This window comes from Variovorax sp. 01N429 (assembly GCF_056399425.1).
Window position 1 is genome coordinate 18,740 of record NZ_JBFTRG010000010.1, and the last position, 20,974, is coordinate 39,713.

23 protein-coding genes are annotated in these 20,974 nt (G+C 62.7%); 9 read left to right on the forward strand and 14 right to left on the reverse strand.

Annotated features, from left to right (window positions below; all coding sequences use genetic code 11):
• The first annotated feature begins 198 nt into the window (after nucleotides 1-198).
• Nucleotides 199-1,158 (forward strand): Bug family tripartite tricarboxylate transporter substrate binding protein, encoded by a 960-nt coding sequence (locus AC1DSF_RS18250; RefSeq protein ID WP_478124022.1) that lies wholly within the window; start codon nucleotides 199-201, stop codon nucleotides 1,156-1,158.
• A gap of 41 nt (nucleotides 1,159-1,199) precedes the next feature.
• Complete coding sequence (locus tag AC1DSF_RS18255; RefSeq protein WP_478124023.1) at nucleotides 1,200-2,375, forward strand: FAD-dependent monooxygenase; 1,176 nt, start codon at nucleotides 1,200-1,202, stop codon at nucleotides 2,373-2,375.
• 14 nt (nucleotides 2,376-2,389) lie between these two features.
• On the opposite strand, the gene AC1DSF_RS18260 is transcribed toward AC1DSF_RS18255, so the two are convergent.
• On the reverse strand, nucleotides 2,390-3,829 hold the full coding sequence (locus tag AC1DSF_RS18260) for a sensor histidine kinase (RefSeq protein ID WP_478183199.1): 1,440 nt from the start codon (nucleotides 3,827-3,829) through the stop codon (nucleotides 2,390-2,392).
• The gene (locus AC1DSF_RS18265; protein WP_478124025.1) at nucleotides 3,819-4,493 is read right to left on the reverse strand and encodes a response regulator; all 675 of its coding nucleotides are present in this window, start codon (nucleotides 4,491-4,493) and stop codon (nucleotides 3,819-3,821) included. Before AC1DSF_RS18265 ends, AC1DSF_RS18260 begins: the two co-directional genes overlap by 11 nt.
• Nucleotides 4,494-4,684: 191 nt before the next feature.
• Between AC1DSF_RS18265 and AC1DSF_RS18270 the strand changes: the two genes are divergently transcribed.
• From AC1DSF_RS18270 to AC1DSF_RS18280, 3 genes are read left to right on the forward strand one after another with little or no spacing between them, the layout of a single operon-like run.
• On the forward strand, nucleotides 4,685-5,695 hold the full coding sequence (locus AC1DSF_RS18270) for an ABC transporter substrate-binding protein (RefSeq protein ID WP_478124026.1): 1,011 nt from the start codon (nucleotides 4,685-4,687) through the stop codon (nucleotides 5,693-5,695).
• Nucleotides 5,692-6,489 carry an ABC transporter ATP-binding protein gene (locus AC1DSF_RS18275; protein ID WP_478124027.1) on the forward strand — a complete coding sequence of 266 codons (798 nt, stop codon included), beginning with the start codon at nucleotides 5,692-5,694 and terminating at the stop codon, nucleotides 6,487-6,489. Before AC1DSF_RS18270 ends, AC1DSF_RS18275 begins: the two co-directional genes overlap by 4 nt.
• 39 nt (nucleotides 6,490-6,528) lie before the next feature.
• On the forward strand, nucleotides 6,529-7,383 hold the full coding sequence (locus AC1DSF_RS18280; protein WP_478124028.1) for an ABC transporter permease: 855 nt from the start codon (nucleotides 6,529-6,531) through the stop codon (nucleotides 7,381-7,383).
• On the opposite strand, the gene AC1DSF_RS18285 is transcribed toward AC1DSF_RS18280, so the two are convergent.
• The 12 genes from AC1DSF_RS18285 to AC1DSF_RS18340 all read right to left on the reverse strand — a co-directional run bounded on the left by AC1DSF_RS18285 (nucleotide 7,358) and on the right by AC1DSF_RS18340 (nucleotide 17,521).
• A complete protein-coding gene (locus AC1DSF_RS18285) occupies nucleotides 7,358-7,963 on the reverse strand; it encodes a hemerythrin domain-containing protein (RefSeq protein ID WP_478124029.1) in 606 nt (201 codons plus the stop codon). The genes AC1DSF_RS18280 and AC1DSF_RS18285 overlap by 26 nt on opposite strands.
• Nucleotides 7,964-8,050: 87 nt before the next feature.
• Nucleotides 8,051-8,497, reverse strand: a complete 447-nt coding sequence (azu, locus tag AC1DSF_RS18290) for an azurin (RefSeq protein ID WP_478124686.1) — start codon at nucleotides 8,495-8,497, stop codon at nucleotides 8,051-8,053.
• Between the two features lie 52 nt (nucleotides 8,498-8,549).
• Nucleotides 8,550-9,272 (reverse strand): Crp/Fnr family transcriptional regulator, encoded by a 723-nt coding sequence (locus AC1DSF_RS18295; protein WP_478124030.1) that lies wholly within the window; start codon nucleotides 9,270-9,272, stop codon nucleotides 8,550-8,552.
• Nucleotides 9,273-9,404: 132 nt separating this feature from the next.
• Nucleotides 9,405-10,127 carry a sulfite exporter TauE/SafE family protein gene (locus AC1DSF_RS18300; protein WP_478124031.1) on the reverse strand — a complete coding sequence of 241 codons (723 nt, stop codon included), beginning with the start codon at nucleotides 10,125-10,127 and terminating at the stop codon, nucleotides 9,405-9,407.
• Nucleotides 10,127-10,405: a FixH family protein gene (locus AC1DSF_RS18305; RefSeq protein ID WP_478124032.1), complete on the reverse strand. Its 279-nt coding sequence runs from the start codon at nucleotides 10,403-10,405 to the stop codon at nucleotides 10,127-10,129. Before AC1DSF_RS18305 ends, AC1DSF_RS18300 begins: the two co-directional genes overlap by 1 nt.
• Nucleotides 10,406-10,422: 17 nt before the next feature.
• Entirely contained in the window at nucleotides 10,423-11,862 is a 1,440-nt protein-coding gene (ccoG, locus tag AC1DSF_RS18310) for a cytochrome c oxidase accessory protein CcoG (RefSeq protein ID WP_478124033.1), read from the reverse strand.
• 9 nt (nucleotides 11,863-11,871) lie between these two features.
• Entirely contained in the window at nucleotides 11,872-12,810 is a 939-nt protein-coding gene (gene ccoP, locus AC1DSF_RS18315; protein WP_478124034.1) for a cytochrome-c oxidase, cbb3-type subunit III, read from the reverse strand.
• 4 nt (nucleotides 12,811-12,814) lie between these two features.
• Entirely contained in the window at nucleotides 12,815-12,952 is a 138-nt protein-coding gene (locus AC1DSF_RS18320; RefSeq protein WP_478124035.1) for a cbb3-type cytochrome oxidase subunit 3, read from the reverse strand.
• Between the two features lie 10 nt (nucleotides 12,953-12,962).
• Complete coding sequence (gene ccoO / locus AC1DSF_RS18325) at nucleotides 12,963-13,589, reverse strand: cytochrome-c oxidase, cbb3-type subunit II (protein ID WP_478124036.1); 627 nt, start codon at nucleotides 13,587-13,589, stop codon at nucleotides 12,963-12,965.
• A gap of 9 nt (nucleotides 13,590-13,598) precedes the next feature.
• Entirely contained in the window at nucleotides 13,599-15,038 is a 1,440-nt protein-coding gene (ccoN, locus tag AC1DSF_RS18330; protein WP_478124687.1) for a cytochrome-c oxidase, cbb3-type subunit I, read from the reverse strand.
• 65 nt (nucleotides 15,039-15,103) lie between these two features.
• The gene (ccoS, locus tag AC1DSF_RS18335; protein ID WP_478124037.1) at nucleotides 15,104-15,241 is read right to left on the reverse strand and encodes a cbb3-type cytochrome oxidase assembly protein CcoS; all 138 of its coding nucleotides are present in this window, start codon (nucleotides 15,239-15,241) and stop codon (nucleotides 15,104-15,106) included.
• A 6-nt stretch (nucleotides 15,242-15,247) separates the two neighbouring features.
• Complete coding sequence (locus AC1DSF_RS18340) at nucleotides 15,248-17,521, reverse strand: heavy metal translocating P-type ATPase (protein ID WP_478124038.1); 2,274 nt, start codon at nucleotides 17,519-17,521, stop codon at nucleotides 15,248-15,250.
• Nucleotides 17,522-17,542: 21 nt separating this feature from the next.
• Here AC1DSF_RS18340 and AC1DSF_RS18345 point away from each other — a divergent pair, with 21 nt between their 5' ends.
• From AC1DSF_RS18345 to AC1DSF_RS18360, 4 genes are all read left to right on the forward strand, one after another.
• A complete protein-coding gene (locus AC1DSF_RS18345) occupies nucleotides 17,543-17,767 on the forward strand; it encodes a hypothetical protein (RefSeq protein WP_478124039.1) in 225 nt (74 codons plus the stop codon).
• A gap of 136 nt (nucleotides 17,768-17,903) precedes the next feature.
• The gene (locus tag AC1DSF_RS18350; RefSeq protein WP_478124040.1) at nucleotides 17,904-18,428 is read left to right on the forward strand and encodes a universal stress protein; all 525 of its coding nucleotides are present in this window, start codon (nucleotides 17,904-17,906) and stop codon (nucleotides 18,426-18,428) included.
• A gap of 603 nt (nucleotides 18,429-19,031) precedes the next feature.
• A complete protein-coding gene (locus tag AC1DSF_RS18355; RefSeq protein ID WP_478124042.1) occupies nucleotides 19,032-19,553 on the forward strand; it encodes a universal stress protein in 522 nt (173 codons plus the stop codon).
• A 95-nt stretch (nucleotides 19,554-19,648) separates the two neighbouring features.
• Nucleotides 19,649-20,887 carry a potassium channel family protein gene (locus AC1DSF_RS18360; RefSeq protein ID WP_478124043.1) on the forward strand — a complete coding sequence of 413 codons (1,239 nt, stop codon included), beginning with the start codon at nucleotides 19,649-19,651 and terminating at the stop codon, nucleotides 20,885-20,887.
• Nucleotides 20,888-20,974: the final 87 nt, after the last annotated feature.

Consider the following 20,974-nt stretch of genomic DNA (forward strand, 5'->3'; position numbering starts at 1 on the left):
GCATTATGGATCGTCCGCGGCGCAGTCCTTTCTGGCGGGGGGAAGGCCTTTTATTGCGCAATGCGAAGTATCGTGTTGCCTCGGCAATTGATCGTCTTCAGAATTCGCGGTTTCGATTTTTGATTTATCGGCGGCCTCTGGAAGGTTGGCGAATTAACGCCGCCTCCGATAGGGTTTATTAGCTCACTTGAAGAAAACATGATGAAGAGACGAGAAATTCTGGCCCTTGCGGGTCTTTTGGCCACCCCGCTTGTTTCACTTGCGAATGACTATCCACGAATGCCGATCAACCTGGTGACCCCTTTAGCCTCAGGCGACGCCGCTGATACGGCCGCGCGTTTGATGGGGCAGGAGTTATCGAAATTGCTGGGTTCAGCAGTCGTGGTCGTGAATCGCCCCGGGGCGGGCGGATCATTGGGCACTCAATCCGTGATTAACGCGCCAAAGAACGGCTACACGATGTTGTACGCGCAAAACAGTCCATTGACGATTCGGCGCGTGACCGATCCTGACAGCGCAAACTACGACCCGCTGAAAGACCTGACTCCCCTTGGCATGGCGACGCGGAGCCCGTCTGTACTTGTCGTGCGCAAGGACGCTCCATTCCATACCTTCAAGGAGATGGCCGAATACGCGCGCAAAAATCCCGACGCCGTTCGCATCGGCAATGCGGGGCCGGGGTCCGTGGGCGACATCAGCGTCCAGTTGATGAGCGCCGCGACGGGCGCTCAAATGATTTCGGTGTCTTACAAGGGAGCTGCCCCGGCCATCAATGACCTGCTGGGCGGCCACATCGACGCCATCGTTCTTGCGCTGGGTGCCGTGAGCGCGCACATGCGCAGCGGTTCATTGCGCGGTCTGGCTATCTCATCGAAATTCCCGGAGTTTGCAGATATACCGACGCTCGGGCAGCTGGGATACAAGCAGGAGATCCAAGGCGTCTGGTTTGGTTTCTTCATGCCCGCAGGCGTACCGAAAAACGTGGTGGACACCATGCTACCGGCGCTGGAAAAAGTGGTTCGCAATCCTGAAATTACGGCGCGACTTCAGCCGATGGGAATCCTGCAGGAATGGGCCTCTGCGGAGAAAATGTCAGAAGAAATTTCCGGCGAATATAGCTCCGTGAAGAAATTACTCGGAGCTGCCCAAAAAAGATAACCTTGATTCAAAAATCCAGTTAAAGATCTAGGAAAGTTTTCATGGCTCAGAATATTCATGTGGCAATCGTGGGAGGTGGCATCGGAGGCCTGGCCGCCGCGAATGCCTTGCTGCATCGCGGTCTCAGCGTAGCGGTGTACGAGCAGGCCGGCGCGCTTGGCGAGGTCGGCGCAGGCGTCTTTATCTATCCCAACAGCCTGAGACAGCTTGAGCGAATCGGCTTGGGCGAGCCGCTGGCCAGAGTGGGCGCAAAAGTCGGTACTGGCTCGGAGTACTACCGCATGGACGGTTCGACCGTCGGCAAGATCCTGACCGCCGACTCCAGCGGGTGGAACGGAATGTACGGCATGCATCGCGCCGATCTGTTGAACGTGCTGGCGAATGCGCTGCCGTCCTCCTCGATCCATACCGGCCATCGCTGCGTCGGATTCAGCCAAGACGAAAACGGCGCCAGCCTGACATTCGAGAACGGAAATGTGGCCAAGGCTGATGCCGTGATCGCCGCGGATGGAATCAATTCCGTCCTGCAGAAATACGTCGTGGAGCCATCGGCACCCGAATACTCCGGTGTTCGCGCCTATCGAGGGTTGATTTCCGCCGACAAGCTTCCGCAATGGAGGCCCCAAGCGCATCAGGTCTGGATGGGCGACGGCAAGCACTTCATGGTGTTCCCGGTCCGGCGCGGCGAGTTGCTGAACTATGTGGGCTTCGTGCCCACGAACACCGAGACGGTGGAGTCCTGGTCTGCAATCGGCGACAGGGACGAACTGGCAGCTTCTTTCACTGGCTGGGACTCTCGTGTTACCGAGCTTCTGGACAAAGTGGAAAGCTGCTTCTGGTGGGGGCTTTATGACCGCAAGCCGCTCAGGGAATGGATCAATGGCCGGCTGGTACTGCTCGGCGATGCCGCACATCCGATGCTTCCGCATCTGGGCCAAGGCGCCAATCAGGCCATTGAAGACGGGACCGCACTTGCCGTGCTTTTGCAAAAATGCAGCAAGAGCGGTGATATCAGGGAGGCGCTGCAAAAATATGAAGCACTCCGGCGCCCGCGGACGTCACTCGTCCAGGCCGAGGCCAGGAAAAATGGCTTGCGGTATGACTCGAAGTACGAAGATCTGGCGCAGCGTGACAGAGAAATTGCAAACTCCGCGCAATTTCGCAAATCACTCTACGACTACGACATAGAGAAAGAAGCGGCGGATTTTCGGGGCTGAACCGCCGAGCCGCTTCAGTCGGCAGCGCTAAACATCACCGACGCGCGCAGACCGGTCCGGCCGTTCGCGCCTGCATTTGCGTTGGACGCCAGGGAAACCGTCGCCCCGAATGCGCGCGCAATCTCTCTCACGATGGCAAGGCCGAGGCCGGTGCCTTCCGTGTCGTGCGACGCGCGATAGAAGCGCTCGAACACGCGCTCCATCGCTTCAGCCGGGATGCCGGGGCCATTGTCGTCAACCGAGAGCTCGACGCGATCTCCGATGCGCTGCACCTTCACCGTCACCCGGCCTTCTTCGTGCGTGTAGCGCAGGGCGTTGTCCACAAGATTGCTCACCAGCGCGCCTAGCAATGCCGGCTGCGCCACAACCCAGCCGGTGTCGCCCGTCTCCGGCAGCTCCAAACCCAGGTCTATGTGGCGCCGATCGGCGAGCGCGGCCAGCTCCTCGATGCTGTGCAAGGCCACTGCAGCGAGATCGACCCGTTCAAGGCCGGCGGACGCATCGTGGTGTTCGGCTTGCGCGAGCAGCAGCAGCTTGTTGGTGACTTCGACCAGCCGCCGGTTGCTGTCCTGCATGGCGCCCCACATGGTGTCCATGTCGGCGCGGCGCGTGTCCCATTGCTGGCGATGCTGCCGCGTATAGCGCGCGTATTCAATCTGCGATGCCTGCAAGGCAAGCGGCGTGCGCAACTGGTGCGCCGCATCGGCAATGAAGCGCCGCTGCGCTTCGGAGTGCGCGCGCAACTGGCGCACGAAACCGTTGATCGTGTCGGCGACTGGCCGCAGCTCGGTGTGCAATGAGCGCGGCTCGATCGCGAAATCAAGGCGCATCGGGTCGTGCTGCGCGAGTTGCCGGCTCAGCCGCAGGACGGGGCGGAGCTCCCACGTCAGCGCGAATGTCGTCAGCACGATCGCGAGCAACAGGGCGATCAGCAGATAGCCAACCGTCGGCAACCAGAGCGCACGCAGCATGTGGTCGCGGCTGCGCGTGGTCTTGCCCACCGCAATGGTGACTTCGGCACCGCCGCCCACTTCGAACATGGCGCGCTGCGTGACGACGGCGCGCAGGCGAAGCCCGTCGAGTTCGGCGTCATACCACTGGGCGCGGTCCACGCCTTCCAGTTTGCGCTTGGGCGGTAGCGGAAATCCCGGCGTCCCGGCCAGCACCGTACCGGCGGCGTCGGTCACGCTGAGAAAGACCTGGTCGCGGTCGGGCGAGGCAAAGAGGCTCAGGGCCGAAGGCGGCACGCTGGCTTGCACGTTGTCGCCTTCCCAGATCAGCCGTTCGGAAAGTACCTTGGCGGAGGCCAGAAGGTCATGGTCCTGCACGTAGTCGGCCACAGCCGCCGCGTTGCGCCAACTGAGATAGCCGCACACGCCGACGAACACCGACAGCGGCAGCAGCAGCCAGGCCGCCAGTCGCACGCGCAGGCTGGAAAGCAACTCAGCCTTCATCGCGCGTGCGCAGCAGATAGCCGACGCCGCGCAAGGTGATGATGGTGGCTTGCGCCTTCTCCAGTTTGCGCCGCAGACGATGCACGTAGAGGTCGATGGCATCGGCGCTGGGTTCGTCCTCCAGGCCGAAAATGGCGTCGACCAGCGTTTGCTTGGAGACCGTGCTGCCCATCCTGAGCATCAGCGTCTCGAGCAGCGTGCGCTCGCGGGGCGGCAGCGCCAGCTCGGCGCCCGCGAGCGTGAACTGGCGCGTGCGCAGGTCATAGTGCAGGTCGCCGCAAAGGATGTCATTGGCCTTGCCCGGCATTTGCCGCCGCACCAGCGCCTTGATGCGCGCGACCAGTTCGCGCACCTCGACAGGCTTGACGAGGTAGTCGTCCGCGCCGATCTCGAGGCACATCACCTTCTGGTCCAGCGACGCGCTCGCGGTCAGGACCAATACCGGCACGTCGTCGCGCCGCGCGCGCAATCGCCGCAGCACACCTTTGCCCGTGAGCCCGGGAATGTTGAGGTCGAGCAGGACGACGTCATAGCGTGCCTGCTGCAGCAGGCGGTCGGCGGCATCGCCGTCTTCGACGTGGTCGATGACGAAGTCCTGTTCGCGCAAGAGGTTGGCCAGCCACAGGGCGAGCTGCGGGCTGTCTTCGACAAGCAGGAGTTTCATGGGGTGTGGGATTCTAGAAAACCTTCCGGCAGGCCGCACGTCCGAGGGTTGTCCGAGGTTGTCCGAGGGTTTACCAGCAGCAATCGCCGCCTGTACCGAAAGCCGGCTGAAAGATGCGCATCCCTAGACTTTGCCCGTACCTGCGACGTCTTGTCGCGCGTCATTCCTTTCAGCCCTCAGGAGACATTCCAATGCGTGCTTTCCATCGCAACCTGCTCGCCACCGCCCTGTGTACCGCCTTCGCGGCAGCGGCGCCCTTTGCCCAGGCTGCCGAGCCGATCACCATCATGGTCGGCGGCATCAACAAGATCATCTACCTGCCGGCCAAGCTCACCGAGGCGCTGGGCTACTTCAAGGACGAGGGCCTGACGGTGGAGCTGCAGTCGCAGCCTGCGGGCGTCGACGCCGAGAACCAGTTGATCGCAGGCGCGGTGCAAGGCGTGGTGGGCTTCTACGATCACACGATCGACCTGCAGAGCAAGGGCAAGGAAATCCAGGCGATCGCCGTGTTCTGCAAGGTGCCCGGTGAAGTCGAGCTGGTGTCGACCAAGGCGGCGCCCACGTTCAAGAGCATGGCCGATGCCAAGGGCAAGACGCTTGGCGTGACCGGACTGGGCTCGTCGACTGAATTCCTCACGCGCTATCTCGCCGATCGCCAGGGTGTCGCGACCAAGGAATACTCGCTGCTGCCCGTCGGTGCCGGCAACACTTTCGTGGCGGCCATGAAGCAGGACCGCATCCAGGCCGGCATGACGACCGAGCCGACCGTCTCGGAGATGCTCAAGACGGGCGACGCCAAGGTGCTGGTCGACCTGCGCACCGAGAAGGACACGGCGGCAGCGCTCGGCGGCCTCTATCCGGCTGCGAGCTTCTACGTGCAGAACGCATGGGCCGAGTCGCACAAGGACCAGGCGGCCAAGCTGGCCCACGCCTTTGCGCGCACCATGGAATACATCCACACGCACAGCGCCGAGGAAATCGCCGAGAAGGTGCCGCGCGACTACTACGGCAGCGACAAGGCCCTGTACGTCCAGGCATTGAATGCGTCCCTTCCGATGTTCACCGCCGACGCGAAGATGCCTGCTGGCGGACCGGAGACGGTGCTGAAGGTGCTGTCCACGTACAAGCCGCTCATCAAGAGCAAGAACATCGACTTGTCGAAGACCTACACCAACACCTATCTCGCAGCGAGCGCCAAGTGACGAGCACGACCGAGACGCAGACGCCTGCCATCCAGTTCCGCGACGTTTCGCTGCGCTTCATCTCGGCGGACGGGAACGCGACGGTTGCGCTGCGCAACTTCAGCATGTCGGTGGCGCGCGGCGAGTTCGTCGCCATCGTCGGACCGACGGGCTGCGGCAAGTCGACGACGCTGAACATGGTCACCGGCCTGCTTCGCCCCACGGTGGGCGAAGTGCGGGTGATGGGCCAGCCGGTTCAGGGGATCGATCCGCGCATCGGCTTCGTCTTCCAGGCGGATGCGGTTTTCCCATGGCGCAACGTGACCGAGAACGTCGCTGCAGGACCGCTGTTCCGGGGCAAGCCGAAGAAGGAAGCGCACGAGATGGCGGCGGAATGGATCCACCGCGTCGGGCTCGGCAAATTCGGCGGGCACTACCCGCACCAGCTATCGGGCGGCATGCGCAAGCGCGTCGCGCTGGCGCAGACCTTCATCAACAGCCCCGAGATCCTGCTCATGGACGAGCCCTTCTCCGCACTCGACATGCAGACCCGCACGTTGATGCAGGACGAACTGCTCAGGCTCTGGTCGGGCACGGGCGGCTCTGTCGTCTTCGTTACGCATGACCTCGAAGAGGCCATCGCGCTGGCCGATCGGGTGTTCGTGCTGTCGGCGCGCCCCGGCACGCTCAAGCGCGTCTACGACATCGACCTGCCGCGCCCTCGCATCACGTCGCAGGTGCGCTACGAGCCGCAGTTCATCGAACTTTCAAAGCACATCTGGGACGACCTGCGCCAGGAAGTCGTCCTTGCCTGAGTCTTTTGCCCAAGTCTGTTTTCCGGAGTGTTTTCAACAATGACTGAATTAGTCCTGCCCGCCGTCCTCAGCGACGAGGCACTGGCCCGCGAGTCCGAACGTGCACAAGCGCGCATTCGCCGTCGACGCTCCATGATCATTTCGCTGCGTGTGCTGGTGCTGCTGGTGGTGCTCGGCGGCTGGGAGGTTGCCGCGCGCCACAAGTGGATCGACCCGTTTTTCTACTCGATGCCTTCGATGATCTGGGACCAGCTCGTCGAGTGGATGCGGGAAGGCACCGCGCAAGGTTCGCTGTGGATGCAGGTTGCCGTGACGCTCGAGGAAACGGTCATCGGATTCCTCATCGGGTCGATCGCCGGCGTCATATGCGGCATTCTGCTGGGCCGCAACAAGCTGCTGTCGGATGTCTTCAGCCTCTACATCCAGATCGCCAACTCGATACCGCGCGTGGTGCTGGGTTCGATTTTCGTCATCGCACTCGGCCTCGGGATGGCGTCCAAGGTGGCGCTCGCCGTGGTGATGGTGTTCTTCGTGGTCTTCGGCAATGCCTTCCAGGGTGTGCGTGAAGCAGACAAGTACATGATCGCCAATGCGCAAATCCTCGGCGCGTCACCGCGGCAGGTGACGATGTCCGTTGTCATCCCCTCTGCCATGTCCTGGATCCTCGCAAGCCTGCACGTGAGCTTCGGCTTTGCACTGGTCGGCGCGGTGGTCGGCGAATTCCTCGGCGCCAAGGAAGGCATCGGCCTGTTGATCTCGACGGCGCAGGGCGCTTTCAACGCGAGTGGCGTGTTCGCCGCCATGATCGTGCTCGCCGTGGTCGCGCTGGCTGCCGATTTCCTGCTGACTTCGCTGGAGAAGCGCCTTCTCAAATGGCGGCCTGCGGCCTTCTGAACGGGTAACCCAGGCCGATGGGTGCGGGCACTGCGTTGACGATGCGGGTGAAAAGCGCGGCGTAATCGGGCTCCGGTTCGCAACCCGCCAAGGCATCCCTGTTGGCGCTGAACGCCTCGTCGAGGTCGGCCCAGTCCTCGCGCGTCAGCACTTTTTCCGCCAGCGGAAGAATCTCCCGCTCCTCCAGGGCCATGTGGCCAAGATAGAAGTCGACATAGCGCTCGACCGCCTGTTCAAAGGCCTTCCGGCGTGGCTCGCCGAGCATTTCGAACGAGAGGAGCGCGTGTTCCACTTCGCGGATCTTCCGTTCTCCGCGTGCATGGTCGTCATCCAGCCGATCGAGCAGTTCGCGCGAGATCGGCGTTCGCGCGCGCAACTTGGGAAACAGCAATTCCGATTCCTTGCGGTGGTGCCGCTTCTCGGGAAACTCGTCAACATAGAAGAGCATCGCGCGGAGGGCAGCAAAATCAGGAAGCGTGCCCTGCCGCCGATGGTCCGCCAACAGCAGCAGGATGGAACGAAGCATGGCCGACAAGGCCGAGTGTTCGTCACGGATGATTCGAGTCGTCGTGTGCGTCATGCGGTTCTCCACTAGGTGTCGGAAGGTTGACATTGCGCGGACGTTTCGACCTTGCCGTAGATCAAACGGCGACGCTTTGCAGAGCGATCATTTGGTGAGCTTGAGCGTGCCCTTCATCATTGCCGAGTGCCCCGGAAATGAACAGAAGAACGCGTAGGCCTGGTCAGGCTTGAGCTTGCTGGTATCGAAGGTGACGGAACCAGACTCTCCACCACCGACCACTGCCGTGTGCGCAATCACGCGTGCGTCGCCCGGCTTGACGTAGTTCTTGTCCAGGCCGGCGCCGATGCCGTCGGTTGCCACGCCCTGCGCATCTGCGGCCGTGGTCAGCACCCAGTTGTGCCCCATTGCCGCTTTTGGCAGCTTGCCTGCGTGCTTGAGCTTGACGGTGAACTGCTTGCAGCTTTGGGGCACCTCGATGCTGCTCTTGTTGAACTGCATTGCGTCGTTGCCTTCGATCTCCACGTCGCAAGCGGCCGCCGAGGCTCCGCCGGTCAAGGCCAGGAAAAGCGCCGCGGCGCAGATGTTCCTCATCTTCTTCATGTTGTTCATGTCAATGGAAATCACGTTCAAGGTCCTTTTCTTTCTACATTGCCAACGGAATGGCGGAACGCTGCATGAAGGCGGTCAGCGCCTCCACCTTGGGGATCTGGATGTCGCGGCGACCCCGCTCGGTGAAGCGAATCACATCGCCCCTCGCCATCCGCGACAGCGCCCGGCTCACGCTCTCCAGGGTCATGCCAAGGTAGTTGCCGATTTCGGCACGCGTCATCCGCAGGGTGATCTGGTCCGTCCGAAGACCCCGCTGCGCGAGAGCCTCTGCCCAGTAGCGAAGGAAGCCGGCAACACGCGCATCGGCCGGCAGAGTGCACAGCGACAGCAGTGAATCGTGGTCGCGGGCGAGTTCCCGGCTCATGGCTTCGTGCAGCAGGGTGAGCAGTGCGGGCGTTTGCACGGCCGCCTTGAGCAGCGCGTCATAGCGCACTGCCCAGACTTCGCCGGTGTCCATGGCCACGGCGTCACAGCGATAGTGCGACGTCGCGATGCCATCGAAGCCCAGCCAATCGCCCTTGAAATGAAGTCCAACGACCTGCTCCCGCCCTTCGCCGGACAGATTGACAGACTTGAACATGCCCGAATTCACGATGTAGAGACACCCGAATGATTGGCCGACTCCGCATACGATTTCGCCGGAACGAACCACTCGCCTTTGGAAGTGCACGTTGTCCTGGATCAGCTGGAGCATGTCGGCGATTCGGCTCACTGCCGACTGGGCACCTTGGGAAAGGCTGATTGTCGTTTCGCTCATCGCGCACTCCGTTGTCTGTTGGATGAGTGCAGCTTAAAAAGCTGGCGCAACGCGACCGTGAACAGGCCGGATGCTTCCGTAACAGTGCGTGAACTCCTTGTATCGATCCGGTGTCCTGCTCTCGCAGATGCTTCAGCGACACCAGCCGTCCAGTTGGTGGCTGAGATCGATCCAAAGGCCCTGGAGCGCCGCGGCCGCAAGCAAAGCCCCGGCGATCCGGCTGCCCCACTCCTTGCGGACGACACCCGCGCCCGTTCGCAGCCACTGCCACAGCCAAGGCGCAAGGACCAGCGAAATGCCGCTGCCCAGCGCGAACGCGGCCATCAGGGCTGCGCCCTGCAGCGCCCCGTTTGCCAAAGCAGCAAGCATCAAAGCGGAGTAGAGCAACCCGCACGGCATGAAGACCCAGAGCGCGCCGGTTGCAAGAGCACCAGCGCTCGACCTTGTCAGCGGCCTCAGTCGACGTGCCAGCGCGCGTCCGGCCTGAAGCGCCAGTCGCGGTTGACGCCCCAGCGCCGCCAGCGAGAGACCCCAAATCAATACGAACACATGAAGAAGCATCCAAAGCGGCCGCAGTGCCACGACCTGTTCGCTCGCGAAAGCCAGGCCCTGCGCCGCCACTCCCGCGATGGCGCCGGCCGCCGCATAGCCGGCCACTCGGCCCGCGTGCAGCGCCAAGGCCGCGCCGAAGCCGCTCGTGCCACCGGACAGCGAGGCAACGCCGCCTTCCGGTGCCCGAACAATCCGGATCACGCCCGAACACGCCGCGCCGCACATTGCCACGCAATGCGGCCCGCCCGCCAACCCCATGAGGAGTGCCGTGCCGATGAGTGCCGCTTGTCCTCCCACGGCCATCAGCGCCTCGAACGAGGAACGTCCGCAGCGGGCGTTGCCGAGTGATTCCGCGCGGTAAGAGCAGGAAGGTGCTTCTTTTCAGCAAGCGCGCGGTTGATCTCGATACCCTCCCTGTAATAGTCCTCCGAGACCACCGGATCAGGCGTGCGAACCGCCAGCCAAAGTGTGACGAAGCTGGCGACCACCACCACGGCCGGGCCACCCAGCACCATCCACAGCAGCGGAAAGCGCCACCACGGCGCGCATGTCAAGGAGGTAGTGGCAGTGTTCCCGGTCATGGGGTGTCCTTTGGTTGTCAGCGTGGCACCACGAAGGTGGCCTTCTCCGAGACCCGGGCGCCGTCGTCCGCCGAGCGCACGTCGAAGTAGACCGGATGTGAGCCGGGCGCCGAACCGCCGTATGGCAGTTGCAGACGCACGGCGACCCAACGCGATTGCGCAGGCCCGACTTCGACCGGCTCTTGCGGCGCCAGCTGCAGATTGTCGAGCCCTGTCGCCGTGATGCGATAGCGTTGTGGCCGCTCGGTCGAATTCATGATCTGCAGCCGATACACGTTTTCGAGTTGGCCCCCTTCGGCGATGCGAGCAAGCGTGCCGCGGTCGTGCACCACGTCGACTTTGAGCGGCGTTCTGAGCACGAGGCTTGCCAGCAAGCCAATGCACAAGGCAGCCAACACGGCGCAGTAGCCCAGCACACGCGGCCGGAGTATGCGCCCAAGCACCTGCTTCGGGGACCAGCGTCCGGCCATTCCATTCTGCATGGCATAGCGGATCAGGCCACGCGGGGTCGTCATCTTGTCCATCACCGTGTTGCAAGCGTCCACGCAAAGGCCGCAGCCGATGCATTCGTATTGCAGCCCCTGGCGGATGTCGATGCCCGTGGGGCAGACCTGCACGCACAATCCGCAGTCGATGCAATCCCCGAGACCCTGCGCGCGGGGGTCGCTGCCCTTGGCGTGCACACCGCGCGGCTCCCCGCGCTCTGCGTCATAGCTGACGATGAGCGTATCGCGGTCGAACATCGCACTCTGAAAGCGTGCATAGGGGCACATGTACTTGCAGACTTGCTCGCGCATGAAGCCGGCGTTGCCATAGGTTGCAAAGCCGTAGAAGAAAACCCAGAACACTTCCCACGAGTTCATTCGCGTCTGGAGAAACGCGAGCGCCAATTCGCGGATCGGGGAGAAATAGCCCACGAAAGTGAAGCCGGTCCATATCGCGATTCCGAGCCATACGACGTGCTTGAACCATTTCTTCACGACCTTCTCGGTCGAAAGGAGGTCCTTGTCCAGGCGCATTCGTGCGGCGCGGCTGCCCTCGATCTTCTGCTCGACCCACATGAAGATCTCGGCATAGACAGTCTGCGGACAGGCATAGCCACACCACAGGCGACCCGCGACGGCCGTGAACAGAAAGAGCGACAGCGCCGAGATGACCAGCAGCCCGGTCAAATAGATCAAGTCCTGCGGATACAGGACGAGACCGAGGATGTAGAAGCGCCGTGCGCCGAGGTCGAAGAGCACCGCCTGCCGCTGTCCCCACTCGATCCACGGCAGCCCGTAGAAGAAGAGTTGCGTGGCGAACACCATCACCCAGCGCCAGCGTGCGAACAGCCCCTGGACGGAGCGGACGTAGACCTTCTTGTGCGCCTCATAGAGGCCGACGCTTGTGTCGGCCACCGCGATCGGGATCACCCGACCCTTGGGCATGTTCGAGTCAGGCGCGGAATCTGGCATTGCTTGACCTCAAGGCGTGGCAGGCGCAGGCGCGGCGGCGGATGCACCGGGCTTGTTCGACAGGCCCCAGACGAACGATGTCAGCACGTGGAGCTGCGCTTCCGTCAAGCGCCCCTGTTGCGCCGGCATCTGGTTGGTCTTGCCGGTGTTGATGATTGAGATGATCGCCTCCTGTCCATAGCCATGCAGCCAGATCCTGTCCGACAGGTTTGGCGCGCCTACCGCTGTGTTTCCGATGCCACCGATGCCATGGCAGGCCGCGCAAGCCGTGAACTTGCTTTTGCCCAGGCCGGCCCGCACGGAATCATGTGGACTCCCGGACAAGCTCAGCACATAGTTGGCGACGTTCTTCACGTCCTCCGGCGTGCCCACCGCCTGCGCCATGGGCGGCATCACCCCGATGCGGCCGAGCGTGATCGTTTCCTTGATCTTCTCGGGCGTACCTCCGTGCAGCCAGTCGTTGTCGGTGAGGTTGGGGAATCCCTTGCCCCCGCGCGCATCCGAGCCGTGGCATTGCGCGCAGTTGTTCAGGAACAGTCGCTCGCCGATGGCCATGGCTCCCGGATCCGCAGCCACTCGCTCCACGGGCATCGCCGTGTAAGAGGCATAAATGGGCTCGAGTTCGCGGTTGGCAGCGGCGACGTCCCTTGCATATTCGGAATCTGTGCTCCACGCGAGGCGGCCTTGATAGGTGCCCAAGCCCGGGTAGGCGAAGAGATAGCCGAGAGCGAACACAATCGTGATGACGAACAGGCCCATCCACCAGCGCGGCAACGGGTTGTTCATTTCGCGCAAGTCTTCGTCCCAGACGTGCCCGGTCGTGTTGTCCGCACCGCCCGGCACCTTGGCTCGCGCCGTAAGCCAAAGCAGCAGTCCGCAGGCCAGGATACTCAAGAGAGTCGCAATGGCCACGTACTGTGACCAGAATTCATGGATGAAGTCGCTCATGGTGTCAGTCCTGCTCGAAGGGCAAGCGGCTCGCCTCGTTGAAGCCCTCTGCGCGTCGGCGGGAGTAGGCCCAGACGAGTATTCCGATGAAGGTGGCGAAGGAAACCAGAGTCGCCAAGGTGCGCAAGGTGGTGATGTCCATCGAAGGCTCCCTACTTCAGTGCAAGTCCGAGGGACTGCAGATACGCGACGAGCGCGTCCATCTCTGTTTTGCCGCTGACTTCAGTCGACGCACCGGCAATCTGCTCGTCGGTGAACGGCACGCCGACATGACGCAAGGCGCGCATGTGCGCGGGGGCTTCACCAGGATCGACCTGAGTCGTCTCGAGCCATGAATAGGCCGGCATGTTCGACTCCGGCACCACGTCGCGCGGATTGTTCAGGTGAATGCGATGCCATTCGTCGCTGTACTTGCCACCCACCCGGTGCAGATCGGGACCAGTGCGCTTGCTGCCCCACTGAAACGGGTGGTCGTAGACGAATTCGCCGGCCACGGAGTAGTGGCCATAGCGCATCGTCTCGGCCCGGAAGGGCCGGATCATTTGCGAATGGCAGTTGTAGCAACCCTCGCGCACGTAGATGTCGCGCCCCAGAACCTGCAGCGGCGTTGGCGGCTTCAGGCCCGTGATCGCCTCCGTGGTGGACTTCTGGAAGAACAGCGGCACGATCTCGACCAGTCCGCCGATGGCGACGACCAGCAGGACCAGCACGATCATGAGGAAATTGTTGGTCTCGATCTTCTCGTGCGAGAAGCCGGACTTCGGGGTACTGGTGCTCATCGAATCTCCTCAGGCACTTGCCAGCGCTGGCGTCGGGATGACCATGCGAATCGAACGGCCCACGACGACCGTCATGGCCACGTTCCAAGCCATCACCAGCATGCCGCCCAGGTAGAGCAGACCGCCGACGACGCGAACCATGTAGTAGGGATAGGTGGCCTTCACCCCTTCGACGAACGTGTAGGTGAGCGTGCCGTCGGGATTGATGGAGCGCCACATCAGCCCCTGCATCACACCCGCGATCCACATGGCCGCGATGTAGAGAACGATCCCGATCGTCGACATCCAGAAGTGCAGCTCGATGGCCTTGACACTGTACATCTCGGTCCGGTTGTAGAGCCGCGGAATCAGGTAGTAGAGAGAGCCCATCGTGATGAAGCCCACCCAGCCGAGGGCGCCCGAATGCACGTGGCCGATGGTCCAGTCCGTGTAATGCGAGAGGGCATTGACGGTCTTGACGGACATCATCGGGCCCTCGAAGGTGGACATGCCATAGAAGGACAGCGACACGATCAGGAAACGCAGGATCGGGTCGGTGCGCAACTTGTGCCAGGCACCAGAGAGCGTCATCACCCCATTGATCATGCCGCCCCAACTGGGCGCAAGGAGGATCAGCGAAAACACCATGCCGATCGACTGCGTCCAGTCAGGCAAGGCCGTGTAGTGCAAATGGTGCGGCCCCGCCCACATGTACGTGAAGATCAGCGCCCAGAAGTGCACGATCGACAGGCGGTACGAATACACCGGCCTGCCTGCCTGCTTCGGAACGTAGTAGTACATCATTCCGAGAAAGCCCGCCGTCAGAAAGAAGCCCACGGCGTTGTGCCCGTACCACCACTGGACCATGGCGTCCTGCACACCGGCATACGCCGAATAGCTCTTCATCCAGCCAGCAGGAACTGCCGCGCTGTTGACGATGTGCAGCAGAGCCACAGCGATGATGAACGCCCCGAAGAACCAGTTGGCCACATAGATGTGGCGCACCTTGCGAGTGCCGATGGTGCCGAAGAAGACGATGGCGTAGGCCACCCACACCAATGCAATCAGGATGTCGATCGGCCATTCGAGCTCCGCGTATTCCTTGCCGCTGGTGTAGCCCATGGGCAAGCTGATGGCGGCAGCCACGATGACCGCCTGCCATCCCCAGAACACGAAAGACGCAAGGCCGGGCGCAAAGAGACGGGTCTGGCAAGTGCGCTGCACCACGTGGAAGCTGGTCGCCATCAAGGCGCATCCGCCGAAGGCGAAGATCACCGCATTGGTATGCAAGGGCCGAAGCCGCCCGTAGCTGAGCCACGGAACTCCGAAGTTGAGTTGCGGCCAGGCCAACTGCGACGCGATGATCACGCCGACCAGCATTCCCACCACACCCCATACGACAGCCATGATGGCGAACTGCCGGACTGCGGTGTCGCTGTACACCGCAGCGGGAGAATTCGGAGATTGCATCATCAGGTCCTTCCTTGAACTCGGGCAAGTGTCCCGGGGGACCACCACCAAAGGCTTGATGCAGATCAATCGCTTCGCAGGATGCGCTCGCCCTCGGGCTCGATGTCCTCGAACTGCCCACCATCGACGGCCCACCAAAGCCCGCCGAGGATCACCAGCACGAGCACGACCGAGAACGGAATCAGCAAAAAGAGAATGTCCATTGGCGTTCAGCTTCCTGCCTGCCGCGCCAGGCGCGCGGCGTTGAGTACCACCACCAGAGAACTTGCCGCCATACCGAGGCCCGCCAGCCACGCCGGAAGCAAGGCCATGAAGGCCAGTGGCACACAAAGCGTGTTGTAGGCAGCGGCCCATCCCAGGTTCTGCCGCACTGTGCGAAGCGTGCGGCGGGCTTGTTCGATGGCCTGCGGAATCACGGCAAGCTGATCGCCAAGCACGATGAAGTCGGCCCTGGCTTTCGCCAGCGGAACTGCGCCGCCAAAGGCAAACGACACATTCGCCTGCGCGAGCACAGGGCCGTCGTTCAATCCGTCGCCGACCATCGCAACACGGCGTCCGCGCGCTTGCTGCTCTTGCACCGCGCGCAGCTTTTCCTCGGGCATGCAGTCGCCACGCGCGTCCGGGATTCCGACTCGCCCGGCGACCTCCTGTGCGGCGGCGCCGCGATCCCCGGAGAGCAACTGCACGGCCACTCCTTGCGCCATGAGCGCAGCGACCGCAGCTTTGGCGTCGGCACGAAGATCCTCCGCAAGAACGAAGGTCGCGGTCCATCCTTGCTCGTCGGCGAGATGCACGTGCATGGCGTCCGAAGGCAGAGTCGGCACGCGGCAGAACGAGGCCGATCCCAGATGCACGTGGCGTGCGAGGCGGTCGATGCTCCCCTTCCGCAGCAATCGGCCTTCGATACCGTTGCCCGGGTGCTCCGTTGTCTCCAAGGCCTCCCACGAAGGTGACGAGCGGAACTGCGCATTCCATGCATTCACGAGTGCGCGCGAAACGGGATGCAGCGACTGCGCAGCCAATGCGGCAGCGATCTCGAGCGCATCACCAGGCCGCAAGCCGCGACGGCAATAGACGCGCTCCAGGCGAGGTAGATCGCGCGTGAGGGTGCCGGTCTTGTCGAAGACCACCGTGTCGATCGACGCAAGGGCTTCCAATGCCTGAAGATTGCGGACGACCACGCCGCTGCGAGCCAATGCCCCTGCGCTCGCGAGCATTGCGGCCGGCGTGGCGAGCGACAGCGCACAGGGACATGTCACGATCAGCACGGCGACGGCCGCCATCAGCGCCTTTCCGGAATCGACGTTCCACCAGAACACTGCCGCCAGCGCAGCCGCGGCAAGCACGGCAAGCAGGAAGGGCTTTGCGGCGCGGTCGGCCATTTGCGCCAGGCGCGGCTTCTGCAGCGAAGCACTTTCCATCAATGCGACGATCTGTCCGAAACGCGTGTCTTGTCCCACTGACTCAACCCGCACACGCACCATCGACGCGACGTTGTGGCTTCCGGCGAGCACGTGCGCACCTTGCGAGCGCTGCACAGGGCGCGATTCGCCGGTCAAGAGCGCCTCGTCGGCCATCGTGTTGCCGTCAATCACGATGCCGTCTGCCGGAAATGCTTCACCCGGCAGGACCCTGACGACGTCGCCTGCCGCCAACCGGCGCACCGAGACGCGCGAGAACGTTCCGTCGCCACCGAGCCGCTCGACGCTGTCGGGGAGCCGGTTCATCAATGCCTCGAGTGCGCCGGCGGTGCGGTCCCGAAGTCGCGACTCCAGCCAACGACCGGTGAGCAGGAAGAAGACGAACATCGTGAGTGAATCGAAATACACCTGTTCGCCCAACCGCCCTTGAGGATCGAACGTCGCCGCACTGCTGACGCTGAAGGTGATCGCGATGCCGAGCGCGACCGGAAAATCCATGCCTATGCGACGCACGCGCAGATCGCGCAGGGCGCTGCGGAAGAACGGGCCGCACGAAAAGGCAATGACAGGCAGCGTGAGAACCCAGGAGGCCCAGCGAAGCAATTGGGCGGCATCCGCAGACATGTCGCCCGGACGCGCGATGTAAGCGGGATACGCGTACATCATCACTTGCATCATGCAGAAGCCCGCCACCAGCCAGCGCCAAAGTGCAAGGCGGCCCTCTCGCTTGCGCCGCGCCCGCGCAAACATATCACCGGCCGGCACCAGCGGATAGCCCGCTGCTGCCGCCGCTTCGAACCATCGCGAAGGCCGAACTGTGGCCGCCGACCAGACGATGCGGGCGCGTCCGCTGGCGGCGCTCACGTCGATGCGTTCGACGCCCTGCACCCGGCCCACGGCCTCTTCAACGGCGAGCGCGCAGGCCGCGCAACGCATGCCGTCGACCACGACTTGCGATTCCCAGCGCCCCGTGGCCGGGTCTCCGTCGATGGCGCGGCCGAACCCCGCCCATTCGGCCGGATCGTCGAGCACTGCCTGACCAAACGAGAGCACAGCTTGCATCGGCCGAGGCTATTGCTTGTCTTGCACGCGAAGCTTGATCTGAATCAAGCCAATGGCGGTCTCGTCACCCCCGCTCCCCCCAACGGTGAAGAAGCCGGTTTCCGCATCTCTGGCCGCAGCGTCTCCCGCGAGATAGTAGCCGCGCAGTTCGGAAGGAAAGTAGCTTGCGACGTGACCTTCTGGAGTGCATTCGCGATGGCCGTGACCTATGCCGCGGGCACTTTCTTCGGGACGGTCGTTGCGTGATCCTGGCCTGGGGCTGCGATGCGCGGCTTGAGATTCAGCGTTGCGCACCCAACCGAGGCCTCGCTTGCGCCATATCAATGGGCGACGCTGGGACGATCCGATACTGGTCACATCTCCATTGCCAAAGGAACGCGCCATGTACCAACGAATTCTTGTTCCGGTTGACGGAAGTCCTACATCACGCCGCGGTTTGGACGAGGCCATCCATCTCGCCCAACTCACTAAAGGCCGCCTGCGTCTTATTCATGTGGTCGACGAACTCTCATTTGCGGTCGCGATGGACGCGTATTCAAGTTATTCCGGGGACTGGCTGGGCCTCTTGCGCAAGGCCGGCCAAGGTGTGCTCAACGAGGCCAAGGGGATTGCGACAAAAGCGGATGTGGAGGTCGAGACCGTGCTGAGCGAAAGCTTCCACGGCGCGGTTCATGAAATGGTCACGGCCGAGGCTACCAAGTGGGCGGCGGATTTGATTGTCGTCGGCACGCACGGCCGCCGCGGGGTGAGGCGGCTGGTGCTGGGCAGCAGTGCCGAACATATCCTGCGATACGCGCCGGTGCCTGTCCTTCTGGTGCGCGCGACGGGGTCTGAGTCGAAGGCCGACAACGGATCATCCGCGCCTTCGCAAGCAGACGCGCCGGAGATTGAAACTGGAACAAACTGAATGGCGGGCCGGGGCAACGACGCCACGGTCGCCAAGTCCAATCGGCTCGGTCAGGAAATGCACGGCGCCAGTTCGAGTCGCCGCGCATCAGTTGCGGATCTCGCGATCGGGCAGCGCGGGCAAGATATCCCAGGCCTTCGGGGCCCGAGTTCGACACGCCTGATTTTGATCGAGCGCAAGTAGCCTGTGGACGCCCTTACATAGACTGAGATTGCCGATTGACGACTGTCTCAGCGACGTCCGTGGCCAAGCTCGAAGACGGCGTGCTACGTCTCACCTTGCCCCAGCGCGAAGGCTCCGCCAGCCGAACGCTGAAGATTCAGTAGAGCCCAGTGCAAATGAGCACCAAGCAATCCACGGCGCTCAGGGCGATCGCTTTCGTCATGGCTACGCTCGGCGCGACGGGCCTGCTGATTGCCGCGGGCCTGACAGAAGCCGATCGTAGATTCCCAAAGGGAAGGCATCGCCACACCCGTGTTCCCGCCAACAGCAATTGCATGCGTCATCCTGGGTGCGGCACTCTGCGCTGGATTTGCGCCACATCAAGATCTCTCCAGGGTGGGGCTCCGATACTGAGGGACCTATCTACCTCCGGAGCACGCCATGTACCAACGCATTCTGGTTCCCGTCGACGGCAGTCCGACCTCTCAGCGCGGATTGAACGAGGCCATCGAACTCGCGAAGATCACCAAAGGCTGTCTGCGGATGCTGCATGTCATCGACGACCTTTCGTTCTCCCTGGCATTGGATGCCTACTCCGGCCATCCCGGCGAATGGATGAAGCAGTTGCGCGACGGCGGAGGGCGCATCCTCGATGCAGCGAAGGCAACCGCTGAAGCGGCGGGCGTAGAAGCCGATACCCTGTTGTGCGATCGTGTCATGGGGCCGGTCTACGAGCAGGTCACGACCGAGGCGAACAACTGGCACGCGGATCTGATTGTTCTGGGCACTCACGGCCGTCGTGGTATCGATCGATTCGTGATGGGCAGCAGTGCAGAACACATCCTGCGTCATGCGCGCATTCCCGTGCTGCTGGTGCGCGCATCGGAGGCTGCCACGAAGGCTCAGTCCGTATCGGACAGCGTCAAGGTGCATCTGCCCTCGGCCGCGCTCTCGCTCGAATAGCCGCGCACAGAGTCGAAGCTCGACGCAGCGTCTCTACACCGGCGGTTGACACAGTGTTTCTCGAGCGATGATGGGCATGGAAGTGTCATGGCCAGATGTTCGCCGGAGCGCAACGCACTGAATTCCACCGGGCCGTCGAGCGGCTGAAAGGCTGGCGAAGACGGTTCGAGTTTCAGTCGCTCTCACTTGCCCTTGAACAACCGTTTTCTGGACGAACTACGATGCCAGCGATCGCCTTGCTCATAGGTGCAATCCTGGTTCTGGCGACCCTCGTCGACGCCTTTGAAGTGGTTCTGCTGCCGCGGCCAGTGCGTCGGCGAGTGCGGCTGAACCGGTATTTCTTTCAAACCACCTGGTACCTGTGGGCCCGATGCGCCAAGGTCTGGCCTTTAGGCCGCCGGCGCGAGGACTTTATTGGAGTCTACGGACCGCTGGCAATGGTGATGCTCTTCGCCCTGTGGGGCTGGAGCCTGATCATTGGGTTTGGACTGATTCACTGGGCCCTTCAACGCCTGGTGCACACCGCCGGGGCTGACGCACTGATTGACCTGATCATCATCAGCGGAGACTCCTTCTTCACGCTTGGCTACGGCGACAACGTGCCGCACCATCGCCTCGCGCGGCTGTTGGTGATCTTCGAAGCCGGCGTGGGCTTTGGCTTTATCGCGCTGACTGTTGGCTACTTGCCCGTGCTCTACCAACATTTCACCCGTCGAGATCTACAACTCATTGAATTCTCCGCGCGCTCGGGCTCGCCTCCCACCGCCGAGGCACTGCTCGCCTGGCACGCGCATGACAGCCCGGAGGCACTTGAGCGGTGGCTGAGGGGCTGGGAAATCTGGGCAAGCGATCTGATCGAGAGCCAAGCCGTCTATCCCATGCTGGCGTATTACCGATCTCAGCACGAAGGCCATTCCTGGCTTGGCTCTCTCGCGGTGGTTCTGGATGTGTGCACGTTGCTGATCGCGGGTGCCGACGATTCACGCCGTCACCAAGCGACCGCCACCTTCTGCGCTTTGAGGCGAGTCCTCGATGAAGCCAGCGAATCTCTGCGCGTGGCGCCTGCGCATCAGCTTTCGGCTCGTTGTATGGATGCCGCGGCCCTGAAGCATCTCACACGGGCAATGCGAGGGATCCTGCCAAGCTGGCGTAGCGACGAGGCCAGCTTGCGCGCGATTGAGCAGCTACGCAAAAGCTATGAACCCCGATTGGAAGGCTTAGCCGCCTACTTGCTGCTGAACGTGCCGAGCTGGACAAATACCGCTGCAACGGGAGCCGAGCGCTTCAGTCGCGACGCGATCGTGCAGCAACTCACGCAGGGGCGCCGGGAGTGATGGCGGTGTCCCGCCCACGAAGCACAAGCCCCTTCAGAACTCCGAGGCGGACCCGCTCCCGCGACAGGGCTGCAATCAGCGTCCTCC